General features: G+C 69.3%; 11 protein-coding genes. 2 read left to right on the top strand and 9 right to left on the bottom strand.

Features of this window, described 5'->3' with window-relative positions:
• Positions 1-40 precede the first annotated feature (40 nt).
• Entirely contained in the window at positions 41-847 is an 807-nt protein-coding gene (locus D0D37_RS01120; RefSeq protein ID WP_116198592.1) for an SDR family NAD(P)-dependent oxidoreductase, read from the top strand.
• 5 nt (positions 848-852) lie between these two features.
• Entirely contained in the window at positions 853-1596 is a 744-nt protein-coding gene (locus D0D37_RS01115; protein ID WP_116198591.1) for an SDR family NAD(P)-dependent oxidoreductase, read from the top strand.
• 158 nt (positions 1597-1754) lie between these two features.
• Here the strand turns inward: D0D37_RS01115 and D0D37_RS01110 are convergent, their stop codons facing one another.
• The 9 genes from D0D37_RS01110 to cmdF all read right to left on the bottom strand — a co-directional run bounded on the left by D0D37_RS01110 (position 1755) and on the right by cmdF (position 12773).
• Positions 1755-2159, bottom strand: a complete 405-nt coding sequence (locus D0D37_RS01110) for a RidA family protein (protein WP_116198590.1) — start codon at positions 2157-2159, stop codon at positions 1755-1757.
• Between the two features lie 31 nt (positions 2160-2190).
• Positions 2191-3369 (bottom strand): saccharopine dehydrogenase family protein, encoded by a 1179-nt coding sequence (locus D0D37_RS01105; protein WP_116198589.1) that lies wholly within the window; start codon positions 3367-3369, stop codon positions 2191-2193.
• A gap of 327 nt (positions 3370-3696) precedes the next feature.
• Positions 3697-4101 carry a cupin domain-containing protein gene (locus D0D37_RS01100; RefSeq protein WP_208719737.1) on the bottom strand — a complete coding sequence of 135 codons (405 nt, stop codon included), beginning with the start codon at positions 4099-4101 and terminating at the stop codon, positions 3697-3699.
• On the bottom strand, positions 4098-4997 hold the full coding sequence (locus D0D37_RS01095) for an NmrA family NAD(P)-binding protein (protein WP_162834028.1): 900 nt from the start codon (positions 4995-4997) through the stop codon (positions 4098-4100). Before D0D37_RS01095 ends, D0D37_RS01100 begins: the two co-directional genes overlap by 4 nt.
• A 1001-nt stretch (positions 4998-5998) precedes the next feature.
• Positions 5999-7489 carry an APC family permease gene (locus D0D37_RS01090; protein WP_208719736.1) on the bottom strand — a complete coding sequence of 497 codons (1491 nt, stop codon included), beginning with the start codon at positions 7487-7489 and terminating at the stop codon, positions 5999-6001.
• A gap of 32 nt (positions 7490-7521) precedes the next feature.
• Positions 7522-8565: an alcohol dehydrogenase catalytic domain-containing protein gene (locus tag D0D37_RS01085; RefSeq protein ID WP_116198587.1), complete on the bottom strand. Its 1044-nt coding sequence runs from the start codon at positions 8563-8565 to the stop codon at positions 7522-7524.
• Positions 8566-8596: 31 nt separating this feature from the next.
• Positions 8597-10012 carry an aldehyde dehydrogenase family protein gene (locus D0D37_RS01080; protein ID WP_116198586.1) on the bottom strand — a complete coding sequence of 472 codons (1416 nt, stop codon included), beginning with the start codon at positions 10010-10012 and terminating at the stop codon, positions 8597-8599.
• On the bottom strand, positions 10012-11112 hold the full coding sequence (locus D0D37_RS01075) for an AMP-binding protein (protein ID WP_116198585.1): 1101 nt from the start codon (positions 11110-11112) through the stop codon (positions 10012-10014). The genes D0D37_RS01080 and D0D37_RS01075 overlap by 1 nt, the downstream gene beginning before the upstream one ends.
• Before the next feature lie 53 nt (positions 11113-11165).
• Positions 11166-12773, bottom strand: coding sequence for a tyrosine 2,3-aminomutase (gene cmdF / locus D0D37_RS01070; RefSeq protein ID WP_116198584.1), 1608 nt, complete (start codon positions 12771-12773; stop codon positions 11166-11168).
• Positions 12774-12856: the final 83 nt, after the last annotated feature.

Here is a 12856-nt window from a genome sequence, read left to right as displayed (position 1 = left end):
ATCGCTCGCGACGGACGGCCGAGTACGACCCTCGAGCGCTATGAGAGCCAACGGAACGGTGGCAGTGGTCACGGGCGGCGGCAGGGGCATCGGGTTCGCGATCGGCAGCCTGCTTGCGAAGCAGGGCCATCGCGTCCTGCTCACCGATATCGACGAGTCGCTGGTTCGCGAGGCAGCCCGTCGCATCGGTGCGGAGTGCGCGTGGGCGGTTCAAGACGTCCGAGACGCCGCGAGCCATGAGCGGGTGGCGCAACGCGCGAACGAGATGGGACAGCTGGGCGTCTGGGTGAACAACGCCGGCATCCTGATCTCCGGCGACGGCTGGACCAACAGCCCGGACGACATCGCGGCGAGCTTCGACGTCAACGTCCGCGGCGTGATCGCGGGCTCGACCGCAGCCGTGCAAGCGATGACGCCTGGGGGACGCATCCTCAACATCGCCTCGAACGCGGCGCTCGGGCCAGTGCCGGGGCTCGCCGTCTACGCGGCGACGAAGGCCGCGGTGCTTTCGTATTCGACCTCGCTGCAGGGCGACCTCGACCACGCCGGCCTGCCGATTCGGGTCCACGCGCTGTGCCCCGACGTGGTGGCCACCGACATGGTCACGTCCCGGTCGGACGACGCGGGAGCGGCCATCTTGTTCGCGGGAGGCCGTCATCTCGATGCCGAGGACGTCGCGACTGCGGCGGTGAAACTTCTTGACAGCACCGGATTGGTCCGCTCGGTCCCGCGGATGAGTGGACTGCTCACGCGGTGTACGGGCCTGGTGCCAACTGTCGGACTCCGGTTCAGCGTCCTCGCTCGCCGGTCAGGGGAGGAGCGTCAGCGAAAGGTGGGGTCGAAGTGAGAGCCATGGCGCGATTCGATGGCAAGGTCGTGCTCATCACGGGTGCCGCATCGGGAATCGGGCTGGCTGCCGCGTGGCGGTTCACAACCGAAGGTGCCCGGGTCATGCTGGTCGACGTGAACGAGGAAGCCGGCACGCGGGCGGAGTCGGCGTTGCGCGCCGCCGGCCACGACGCTGTCTTCCACCTCGCCTCGGTCACCGAGGAGCCCGCAGTCGCCGGTGCCGTCGCCTCCGTTCGGAAGGAATACGGCCGCCTCGATGTCCTGTTCAACAACGCTGGGATCGTGCTGGAGAGCTTCGGGGCCTCCACGCCGTTCCCGGAATGGCGCCAGGTCCTCGACGTCAATCTCCACGGTGCCTTCCTCATGGCCAAGGCGGCCATCCCCCTGATGATCGAGGCGGGTGGCGGCGCACTGGTCAACACGGCGTCGATCTACGGCCGAGTGGCCTCGCCCGGTGCGGCGTCGTACATCGCGAGCAAGCACGCGATCGAAGGACTGACCAAATCCCTGGCCCTGGAGCACGCCGCGGACCGGATCCGGGTCAATGCCGTGTGCCCCGGCTACGTCAACACCCCGATGGTCGAACTCGACATCAAAGAGGACCCCACGCTGCTGGAGCGGCATCCGCTGGGCCGGCTGGCGGAACCGGAGGAGGTGGCAGCCGTCGTGGCGTTCCTGGCCAGTGAGGAGGCCAGCTTCGTGACCGGCGCGTCGTACCTCGTCGACGGCGGGTACACCGCGCAGTAACGGTTGCTGGACGGCTCCGTGCAGTGAGGCAGCAGGCCGGGCCCGAGAGCCCGGCCTGCTGTGCCGGCCCTCGCCGCTTTTGCCAGCACGTAGATGCCGAGGCTGAAAAACCGCCCCTCCGGGAAGCTCTGGAGGGGCGGCTCTTCGCGGCGATGCGCTCAGTCGACGACCGCCGTGAGGTCGATCTCGATGAGCGCGTCCGGGTTCGCGAGACCGGTGATGCCGACCAACGTCATGGCAGTGGACTTGCCGCCGGCCTCGCCGACGCCCTTGCCGAGGCCCTCGTAGACCTTCTCGAGGTTTTCCTGGGTCGCGTCGACCACGTAGACCATCATGCGAGTGACGTCCGTGGCGGCCGCGCCGGTCGCGGTGAGCGCCTTGAACGCGTTGAGGGTCGCGAGGTACGACTGCGTGCGGTGGTCGCCTTGACCGACGATCTGCCCGTCGAGGTCGGCTGAGATCTGCCCGGTCGTGGTGATGATCTTGCTGCCGGAGGCGACCATCGCGTGCGCGAAACCGTGGGGCTTGGCGAGCGTGTCGGTGTTGACCTTCTTGACGGCCATGGGGTTCCTCTGCTTTCGGGTTGCCAGGGTTTCAGATGGTTTCGGTGACGACTTCGACCGGCTCGACGCCAGCGGGCCGGTCCTCGGCGAAGTCGGCGAGGACGTCGAAGTAGATGTGCGGGTCGACAGCTCCCTCCGGGCCGTGGACGCCCAGTTCGGACACCTGGCCGCGGCAGAGCATCACGGTGGCGACGGCCAGGGGATAACCGGTGAACTCGCCCATGTTGGCGTTCGGCAGGACGACCGGGGTCGCGCCCACACGCGTGGCGACGCCGTTCTTGACCCCTTCGGCGACTGCGAACAGTCCGGCGAACGGAGGACGTTCGCCTGCCGCCGGACCGTTGATGCCCGGGGTTTCGGTGAGCGCCACACCAGCGGCCGGGACATCGAGTTCGCCGGCCTTCACCCGGCCCTGGATCGCCTTGAGCGCCTCCATCAGGCCGCGTCGCGCGACCATGACGTTGTAGGACTCCTGGATCTCCGGGCGGACCTTCGGGAGCGTCATCGGCTCCGGATGGCCGCACACCCAGACCGAGTGCTCGCCGACGCCCGGGTAGGCGAGCTTGATCTCGTCGAGCGCGTACGTGTCCGCCAGGGCGCCGCCGCGACGGACCTTGATCGGCTCCGTGCAGTTGTGGATCCAGTGGTCGCGCGCTGCGTTGGGCTTGCCCTTGCGCTCCGGCGGGTCCGGCTTGATGCCGCCGATCGACCATGCCGTGTAGACCTTGTCGACCTGATCGAGTTCGGTCATGCAGAGCATCGCGAGCAGGTTGCTGGTGCCCGGACTGGAACCCATGCCGATGATCGCGGTGATGCCCGCGGCCCGTGCGGCGTCGTCCAGTTCGAGCATGTCGATGGTCGGCTCCCAGTCATCGCAGATGTCCAGGTAATGGGTCTGCGCCGCGATCGCCGCGCTGAGCACCTCTCGGCCGAACCGGTAGAACGGGCCCGCGCAGTTCAGCACGACGTCGACGTCGGCCAGGGCCTTGCCCAACGCCTCGCTGTCGGAGATGTCGAGCGCGAGCGCTTCGGCCTTGGGACCGAGTTCCGCGGCGACGGCCTTCGCGCGGTCGAAGTCGCGGTCGGAGACCAGGACCAGACCGACCTCGTCCGAATCGGCGAGCGCCCGGCAGGCGTACTTCGCCATTTCGCCGGCGCCGCCTGTCACCAGAATTCTCTTGCCTGCGCCGAGGCCGGGGTTGTTCGTCATGGAGGGATTTTCGAAGTTCCGGCGACGGTGCCGGGCCGTGGACGGGGTCAGTGTGCCCGGGTGGGGGAGTGCCGCCGCACTATCTCGGGCTCGGCCCAGCGGGCCGCCGGGACCTTGTGCCGGATGCAGGCGGCGAAGTCGTTCACTGTTCCGTTCTCGTCCAGCAGCGCCGGCAGCTATCACGTGCGAACGTCTCTGTCTCGGTTCTCTATGTGGTATTCGCAGCTCGGCCGTCCCGGAGTGCCGGACCGGACTTGTGCATCCTGGTCCGGCACTCCGGTGTCCACGGTTGAAACGGCGCACAACAGAGCGCGCCCGATGCGGCGATCAGCCGTCGATGCCCCATTTTTTCGCGGCGGCGAGCAGAGCCGCGGTGTGGAACACGATCATCTCGCGGTATCCACCGCTCATTTCCCACGTGCCAGACCAGCCCTTGGGCGCGACGAACCAGTCGCCGGGGCCGTAGGTGTCCACCCGGCCGTCCGCCGACGTCAGGACTGCGGTGCCGTTGAGGATGTGCACGTGCTCGTCGTAGGGCAGGTCGGCGAAGGCCACTGTGCCGTCGTCGGCCTCGTAGACGCACGTGGTGATGTCCTCGCCGGAGTACCAGACGGCGTTGCGGTTGGCCGGGATCGGACGCGGCATCATCTCGGCCGGCCACAGCGGCATCGGCCGGAGGTTCTTGCCCTCGAGGTGGCCGCGCTTGGCCGCGACGGGGTGGACCGGGGTCACGAGTAAAGCTCCTTGCGGGCGGTGATGTAGTCGTGCAGGGTTTCTGGTGGGCGGCCCAGCATTCGCGTGAGGGTGTCAACGTGGCGGACTGCGGCGTACGAGCCGGTCTCGTGGCTCAGGTAGGTCATCAGCTGGTCGAAAGCCGGTCCCATCGCGTCGCGCAGCGGCTGGTCGTCGTCCGCGTAGGCCACGGGTTCGCCGAGCACCTCGGTGAAGACCCGCGCCAGATCGGCGTAGGAGTGCCGGTCCGGCGAGGTCAGCAAGTACTCCTGCCCGGCGTGCTCCGCGGCGTCGCCGGACAGAATCCGGGCGAAGACCTCGGCGACGTCCCCCTCCGAGACCCACATCCGGGGGCAGTCGGTGGTCGCGGGCATGGCGATCCGGCGATGGGCCTTAACGTCCGCGGCCACGAAGGACTGCAGGTTGAACATCAGCCAGGCCGGGACGTTGACATAGCAGACCGGCAGGCCGCTCGCGTCGAGGAGCGGCTTGGCGACGACGTGCAGCCCGGCACCGCAACGGGCGCCGACGTACGCCGGGTCGGCCTGTTCGAGGGTGAAGCCGGGCGGCATCCCGAGCAGCCGGACGACGAGTTCGACGGCACCGGTCTTCTGCGCGGCGCGGATGATGTTCAGGGTGACGACCGACTCGTCGGTGACGAGGTCCGGGGTCACCACGAGGATCTTGCTGACGCCCCGCATCGCCTCGATCAGGCTGGCCTCGTCGTTCCAATCGCAGAGCACGGCCTCGGCGCCGGGGAACTTCCGGTCCAGGCGGCGGATCCCGGCATCGCGGCTTGTCGCGGCCCGGAGCGTCTGCGGAGCGCTGCGGTACAGGCGGGCGGCGGTGAGGCCGCCCAGATTTCCGGTCGCTCCGAGGATGAGTGTTTTTCCCATCAGGCCAGTAGAGCGCTCGTCCGGCCCTGGACCGTGCGAGAGCGCGCACAACAACCCCCGGTCGGGCGGGTGCCGAACTCGTTCGGAGACGGTCCGGATCGTCGGTACAGCCGACTCGGTCGGAGGCAGATCCGGGACAAGGCCGCCGGTTGCGCGGCCGTCTTGTTCGCAACTGCCGAACCCTGTTGGCGGGCAAGAGTTCCGGGCGGCCGCATCCCACCCGATCGATCGGTGGTGTGAAGACGTGCGGAGGGGTGAGTACGTCGACGACCCGCCAATTTCCGCATTGCACTCACCGGCGCGACGCGGGCTGAGATCACCCGTCCGCATTGCGTCGCGGCGACGTCAGGCAGGCAGTTCAGCGCGACGTCCTTGCCGAACCAGCCGCTCAGCCGGCGTTCGGTCATGGCACTCGCCTGGTGGGATCGGCTCCCGGCATCGGAGCGAGGATTGGGCGGCGCAAGCGCTGCCGATGCTCGTTCCGCGATAGGACGCGGCCGTGACAGTCGAGCTGTTCTGGGGCGAGAAACCGAGTGTCGGGTCGGAGATCCGGTTCCTTGAGCTGCTCAAGGGCGAACTGAAGGGGGCCGGAACGTCGGCGATCGTTCTCGCCAACTTCTTCACTGAGCTGCCGACTGGACGATCAAGTTGTTCGACAGAGAAGGCATCCTCGATGTGGCCAGCTCTCTTCTGCGCCAATGGATTCACCAGTTTGCGGAAGCAGGCAGTGTGCATCACATTGTTCGCGGTCTGTGCTCGACAGATTCCAGCGCGCCCGAACTTCGGCGTCAGCCGACGGACTTTACCGTCCTCGCACAAGGTTGTCATGGAGTTCTTGTGCTCGGGCCAAACCAATCGGGTGCGAACCTCCAGGCCTCGCGCATCGCAAACGCCCCATCGCAGTGCCTCAACGTCGGCTCTTCGCCTGTGCTGCAGGCTGATGTCGTCGATGCCTCCGATGCCTGAACGGAGGACCTCGACCGCGTGGAGGCGCGAGGGCGTCAGGGCTGCCTGCCATCCTCGGGTGCGGTGTCGAGGGCAGGCGTCGCCGACAGTTCGCGGTCCGAGGGCGGCGGGTCAGCCGGCTGCGAGGCGGCCAGGGTGACAGGTCGGCCGCGACGGGCGTGCCAGGAGGAGGCCAGCACGGCGAGCGCGCCGGCCAGCGGGATGAGCCAGGGCAGCAGGACGGCTGCCGGGCCGGTGAGCCCGGTGAGGACGTCGAAGTTGGCGACGGCCAGCGCGATGATCAGGAGCAGGCCCAGCCCGCCGAGCAGGGGAGCGGCCAGGGTCTGCCATCGGGAGCGGTGTTCCTGGCGGCGGAAGAAGACGATGACGGCCGCCGAAGTGGTGGCCTGCAAGAGAAGGACGGCCAGGGTTCCGAGCCCGACGAGCCAGGGGTAGAGCTGGGCGAAGGGCTGGACGCCCGCGATCATGAAAGCGGACAGCACGAGCAGGGTGAAGACACTCTGGGCGAGGCTTGCCTTGTGAGGGCTGCGGAACCGGCGATGGGTTCGTCCCAGTGCCGCGGGCAGCAGGCCTCCTCTGCCCAGGGAGAACAGGTACCTCGTGAGGGTGTTGTGCACGGCCAGCAGCACGGCGAACAGGCTGGTGACGACAAGAACCTGCATCAGCTCGGTGGCCGGCCGTCCGACGAAGGCGGTGTTGACAGCGGTGACGAAGCCGACCGGGTCGGCGGCGGCGTCCGCGGCCGCCGAGTCCGATCCGTGAGCCAGACCGATGGCCCAGATCGTTACCGCGTAGAAGGCGCCCATGAGCAGCACGGCGACGTAGGTGGCGCGAGGAACGGTACGGCGGGGGTCGCGGGCTTCTTCGCCGTAGACGGTTGCCGCCTCGAAACCGATGTAGCAGGTGAAGGCGAGCAGCAGGGCTACGCCGGGTGCCTTGGCGAAGACGGCGGTGGGGTCGACGGCGTCGAAGTCGATTCCTTGCGCTCCGCCGCTTCCGATGACGGCGATGTCGAAAACGAGGAGGATGAGCACCTCGGCGATCATCAGAACGCCCAGCACCTTGCTGGACAGGTCCACCTCGAGGTAGCCCAGCACGGCCACCATGGCCAGCACCGCGAGCACGAGGACCTGCCAGGGCAGCCGGAGGTCCCACCGGGCCAGCAGGTCGTGCGCGAACTCGCCGAACTGGCCGGAGACGCCGGCGAGCATGCAGTTGTAGGCCAGCAGGCCGATCCCCGCGGCGGCCTGGCCCGCACGTCGCCCCAAGCCGAGGGACACGTAGGCGGTGAAACCGCCCGCGTTGGTGACGTAGCGGGCCATCGTGGCATAGCCGACGGCGAACAGAAGCAGGATGGCGGTGGCGATCAGGTACATCCCCGGCACCCCCGCGCCGGACGAAGCGAAGGCGACCGGCGCCGTCCCCAACGTGGCTCCCAGCGGTGCTGCCGACGACACCACCAAGAAGACGATGCCCGGCGTCCCCAGCGCCGATTTCTTGAGCTGGCTCGCGGACTCGGCGCTCATCGACGCGCCCTCCTTCCCGGGATCCGGCTTCGTCACGGACGCAGGACTGGCTTGACGCACCCGCGGGAGTTCATCAACTGAAAGGCCTTCGGCGCGTCGGGGAGGGAGAACTCGGCGTCGAACACCGCGCTCGGGTTCAAGGCGCCGTCCAGCACATCCGCCAGCAGTTCGGGCAGGTGCGCCCGCACGCTGGTGCCGCCACCGGACAGCGTGATGTTCTTGCCGAACAATTCCCACAGCGGCAAGGTCACGTCCCAGGGCAGACCCGCGTACCCGATCCGCCCGCCCGGCCGCGCGCACCCGATCGCCTGCCGTATCGACTGGAGCGTGCCCACGGCTTCCACGACGTGGCCGCTGCCTCCGCCGAGCAAGTCGGCCACTTCGGCGACGCCCGCATCGCCCCGGCCGGGAACCACGTCGGTCGCCCCGTGGTGCCGGGCCAGCGCCTGCCGGCCGGGATCGCGCGACATCACCACGATCCGCTCGGCGCCCAGCCTGCGGCTTGCCAGCACCGCGCACTGGCCGACCGCGCCGTCTCCCACGACCACCACGGCGGATCCGGGACCGACCCCGGCGCACATCGCGGCTTCGTGCCCGGTCGGCATCACGTCGGCCAGCGACAGCAACGGCGACAGCAGGTCGTCCGGAGGCGAATCGGGCACAGCTGCCAAGGTGGTGTCGGCCAGTGGCACCCGGACCAGCTCGGCGTGCCCGCCGTCGAGGACGGAGCCGTCCGGGCTGATCTCGCCGAACAGTTGCGCGCTGTCGCAAGCGATGGTCACGCCGCGCCGGCAGTGGGCGCAGCCGCCGCAGGAGGTGCTGAACGGAGCGATGACGAACTGCCCCGGACGCAGCCGGCCGATGTCGCCGCCTACCTCCTCGACGACCCCGACGAACTCGTGGCCGCTGCGAATCGGGCGGGGAAGCGGCGACCGGCCCCGCAGCACGGCGAGGTCGGAGCCGCACACCGCGGCCGCGACCACCCGCACCACCGCGTCGGCGGGATGTTCGACGCGGGGTTCGGGGACCGGTTCGACCCGGACGTCGCCGGGACCGTGGACGACAACGGCACGCACTGCGCCTCTCCTTTCTCCAGCGGGGACGTCCTCATCGGGACCGCGCCACCGCGGTGCTGCGCATCAGGAATTCCGCCAGGAACCCGTCGTGCGGCACGCCGGGCGGCAGCCACCACGTGGGACGGTCCAGGCCGTAGATGTTGCGGACGGACGGATCGGCGACCAAGTCGTCCACCAGGGCGTCGCTCTCCGCTGCCAGACCGACAACCAGCGAGTTCCGCAGCGGCGCGACGCCCAGCGACGCGGACCAAGGTGCCACCCACGCGCACGGGAACGGCAATTCGATGTCCAGGTGTCCGGACCCGGTGTCGGCCAGCAAATGGACCGCGGGGCGCAGCGCGGCACTGCCGTCGCCGAGGTCGTGCGCTATCCCTTCGCCGCCGAGGACCGGTGTGGCTCCCGTCGCGCTTGCGCGCAGGAATGCGTCCAGCGCGCGTGCTTCGGCCAGCGACGTGCAGGGCAGCTCCGCGGCCTCGTCTTCGGGCGGCAGCGGCTTTGCCTGCGCCAGCCGCTCGGCCAGTGCACGGGCGAATCCCGGGGCATCGTGCTCGACCAGTACCGCGGTGGTGTTGAGGCAGGACACTCCGCCCAGCCCGGCGACCGACTCCGCGACGACCTCCAGGTGCGGTTCCCAGTCCCCGGTGATCAGCACCTTCACCCGTCCTGGCCCCTGCGGAAGGATCGGAGTGCGGTTGCCGCTCGCGCCGTAGCGTGCGAGCACCTCGTCGCCGCCGAAGACCATGGCCAGATCGCCGCCGTGGACCAGTTCGCCCGCTGTGGCGTGGTCGCAGGGCAGCAGCAGCACGTCGTCGTCGGGGAATCCGGCCGCGCGCAGCGCCAGCACCAGCCGGTACGCGGTGAACGGGTCGCGTCGTGACGGCCGCACCGCCACCCGGTAGCCCAGGGCCAGCGATTCCAGCCAGAGCGAATGGACGGCCGGGTGGTTGCCGGAGGCCTGAACGCTGAACACCCGGCCCCGGCGGCGCCAGACCACGACGGGACCGGCAGGTCCCTTTTCCCCGGCTCGAGCGCCGGACGGGACCGCACCGGCGGGCCGAGCGAGTTCGACGCAGTCCTGAGCGTGGGCCGCGACGTCGGCGATCGTCGCGGCCGCGGCCCTGGCCACGGCCACCGGCACGCCCGTGGTCCGGGCCACCAGCCGGTGGTGCTCGTCGGGAGCGATCCCGTCGAGCACACCACCGGCGAAGCGGCGGGCAGCGGATCTCAGCCGCTCGGCGCGCAGCTCCGCCGGCCACGCCGCGGCCGTGGCCGGCGCCGACCTGAGCTTGTCCATGGTGCGCGCGATGTAAAGGGCCGGTGCCAGGGTCAGCTCGGCCACCGGCGTGCCCGTGACGTCCCGGACGACCTCTCGCCGGTTGGTCCGGTAGCGTCCGGCGCCGTCCAGCGCGTCGATCAGGTGAAGATCGGCGCCCGCGGCGGAACTCATCAGTACGCCCCCACGATCACCGGCACTCCGGAGAACTCCTCCACGGGGCGCACGTCGGCCACCGAGTGGCTGACCTGGCCGTCGGGCTCGGCCGCCCGCCGGGCCACGTCGCGTTCCAGGTTGTTGGGCAGCAGCGCCGATTTGCTGACGTGATGCATCACCACGCGCCCCGTTTCGCCGACGGCGACCGGCTTGCCGTCGGCCGGGTCGACGACCTCGTAGGTCACGTGCGCCGACGGCGGATCGAACACGGAATCCCCGCCGTCGGTCGCCGGCCGTTCGAACGCCGCGCCCAGCGCCATGGTGCTGCCGTAGAGGCCGTACACCAGGATCCCGGGGAACACGTCCTCGCGCAGCAGGTCCCGGGTGTCGCTGTCCATGCTGGTGCCGCACCAGGTGATCGCCTTGACCTGGCGGCGGACCAGGTCGACCAGGCGTTCGTCGCGCGCCAGCCTGGACAGCAGCGGGGGCGGGGCCTGGACGGCTCCGACCCGCTGCGTAGACAGGACGTCGGCCGCCTGCGCGAGCACGTGGTCCAGGTACCGCTCGATCTCCTCGGCGCGGCCTTGGCGCAGGCCCAGCCGCACCCAGCGCGGGTCGAAGTCCACCGCGAAGCGGACTCCGCCCCTGCGGCGGGCGTGCTGCGCCGTCAGCTCGGCGTAGTCGTGCGGCCCGCTGGGACCCATCGACAGCCAGTTGACGTTCCGGGGATAGCCCCGCTCGTCCATGGCGCGCATGGCGCCGGCCATTTCGCGTTCCATCCAGTCGGCGAAGTAGAGCACCCGCTTGGGCGAGCCGGTGGTGCCGCCGCTTTCGAACACGCCGATGATCTCGGCGGATCCGCCGTAGCCGCGGGGGATCAGATCCTCGATCGGGACGTGCCGGAGTTCGTCGACCAGCTGAGGAAACATCCTCAGGTCGTCCATCGTGCGCACCTCGGTGCGCGGGTCGAAGCCCAGCCGCGGCAACCGGTCGAGCCAGAAGGGCGTGCCGGTCTCCGGCGAGAAGTGCCACTGCATGGCCGCGCGGACCAGTTCGTCCGGGTCCACCCGCGCGTCGAACGCGGCGTCCAAGACCGCTGGTGCTTGCCGTGGTGTCATATCGATCCTCCGTCCGCTGAGTCGCGTGGGCCGTCCGCTGCCGCTTCCCGGCCTCAGCGCAGCGGGATGTCCAGCGCTTTGATCGCGTCGAGGAACACGCCCTTGGAGACGGCTTCGGCCACCAGCTCCAGTTCGTCGGACATGTAGCGGTCTTTTTCGAGCATCGGAGCCAGGGAGCGAACCGTCTGATAGGTGGTCTTGCCCGCCGGGCTCAGACCTTCGTAGCGGCCGGTCAGATCCACCGCCTGCGCGGCGGCGAGGTATTCGAGGGCCAGGATGCGGGTGTTGTTCTGCAGCACCCGGCGGGCGTTGCGCGCGGCGATCAGGCCCATGCTGACGACGTCCTGGTTGTCGCCGTTGGAGGGGACGCTCTGCGTGCTGGCGGGGCCGATGGTCCGGTTCTCGGCGACCAGTGCGGTCGCGGGGTACTGGGCGCCGGCGAAACCGCTGTTGAGACCGGGGTCGCCGGCCACCAGGAATTCCGGCAGGCCGTAGCTCAGGTGCCGGTTGAGCAGGCGGTTGCTGCGGCGTTCGGACAGCACGCCGAGCTGGGTCAGCGCGATGGCGGTGTAGTCCATGACGAACGCGACCGGCTGGCCGTGGTAGTTGCCGCCGTGGAAGACCTCTTTGCCTTCGAAGAACAAGGGATTGTCGGTGGCGGAGTTCAGCTCGGTGTGCAGCGTGCCGGCGGCGTGGCGCAGAGAGTCGCGGACCGCGCCGAGGACTTGGGGGATCGCCCGCAGCGAATAGGCCTTCTGCAAGTAGACGTCCGTGCGGGTGACCTCTTCGCCCACGCGCCGCTGTTCCGCCTCCTTGCGCAAGTCGGAGTGGGCTACGGCGAGTTCGCTGCCGGCCAGCAGAGCGCGCAGGTTGGCGGCCGAGTCGATCTGGCCGCGGTGCGGGCGGGCGAGTTCGTGGCCTTCGGGCAGGAACGGGCTGGTGGAGCACTTGAGCGTCTCCAGCACGAGCGCCGAGACGATTTCGGCCTGGTGCAACTGGTCCAGCGCCCGGCCCACTACCAGCGAGCCGAGTCCCGTCATGCCGGAGGTGCCGTTGATCAGCGCGAGTCCCTCTTTGAACCGCACCTCCAGCGGAGTGATCCCGTGCTCGCGCAACACTTCGGCGGTCGGCACCCGCTGGCCGCCGCGAAGCACGTACCCCTCGCCGATGAGGGTGATCGCGATGTGCGACAGCGTCGCCAGGTCTCCGCTGGCGCCGAGGGAGCCGATTTCCGGGATCGCGGGGACGATGTTGCGGTTCAGGTAGAGCGCGAGGCGCTCCAGGATCTCCGGCCGCACAGCGGAGTAGCCGCGGGAGAGGGCGTTGAGCCGGGCGGCCAGGATGGCTCGTGCCTCGTCCTCGCGAAACAGCGCGCCGACCCCGGCGCTGTGGCTGCGGATGAGGTTGGTCTGCAGCTCCACTTCTTTGGACGGCTCGACCTGCATGTAGATCATCTCGCCGTAGCCCGTGGTGACGCCGTAGACGGCGGCGCCGGTCTTGACGATTTCTTCGAACTGGCGCCGGCTCTTCGCGGCTTTGACCAGCACCTCGGAGCGCACAGTGCACGGTGCGTGGTTCTCCGCGACGTTGCGGACGTCGCCGATGCTGAGGGTTTCGCCGTCGAACGACACAGTGCTCTGCTCAGTGTCGACCAAGGTCACGGTCTTGCCTCCATACGGTTAGCCGATGAGTTCAGGAAAGCCGCAGCCGCTGTCGTGCGAACGCATTTTCTTGCAGCAGCGAC

Source organism: Amycolatopsis circi (assembly GCF_003385235.1).
In the GTDB taxonomy this organism is placed as follows: Bacteria; Actinomycetota; Actinomycetes; order Mycobacteriales; family Pseudonocardiaceae; genus Amycolatopsis; species Amycolatopsis circi.
Note: the sequence above shows the minus strand (reverse complement) of the source record. Positions and strands in the feature narration are given on the sequence as shown.

What these genes read in the sequence shown, in the direction of transcription:
- D0D37_RS01120 (WP_116198592.1), top strand. Translation starts at nt 41, where the DNA reads ATGAGAGCCAACGGAACGGTGGCAGTGGTCACGGGCGGCGGCAGGGGC.
- D0D37_RS01115 (WP_116198591.1), top strand. Translation starts at nt 853, where the DNA reads ATGGCGCGATTCGATGGCAAGGTCGTGCTCATCACGGGTGCCGCATCG.
- D0D37_RS01110 (WP_116198590.1), bottom strand. Translation starts at nt 2,159, where the DNA reads ATGGCCGTCAAGAAGGTCAACACCGACACGCTCGCCAAGCCCCACGGT.
- D0D37_RS01105 (WP_116198589.1), bottom strand. Translation starts at nt 3,369, where the DNA reads ATGACGAACAACCCCGGCCTCGGCGCAGGCAAGAGAATTCTGGTGACA.
- D0D37_RS01095 (WP_162834028.1), bottom strand. Translation starts at nt 4,997, where the DNA reads ATGGGAAAAACACTCATCCTCGGAGCGACCGGAAATCTGGGCGGCCTC.
- D0D37_RS01090 (WP_208719736.1), bottom strand. Translation starts at nt 7,489, where the DNA reads ATGAGCGCCGAGTCCGCGAGCCAGCTCAAGAAATCGGCGCTGGGGACG.
- D0D37_RS01080 (WP_116198586.1), bottom strand. Translation starts at nt 10,012, where the DNA reads ATGAGTTCCGCCGCGGGCGCCGATCTTCACCTGATCGACGCGCTGGAC.
- D0D37_RS01075 (WP_116198585.1), bottom strand. Translation starts at nt 11,112, where the DNA reads ATGACACCACGGCAAGCACCAGCGGTCTTGGACGCCGCGTTCGACGCG.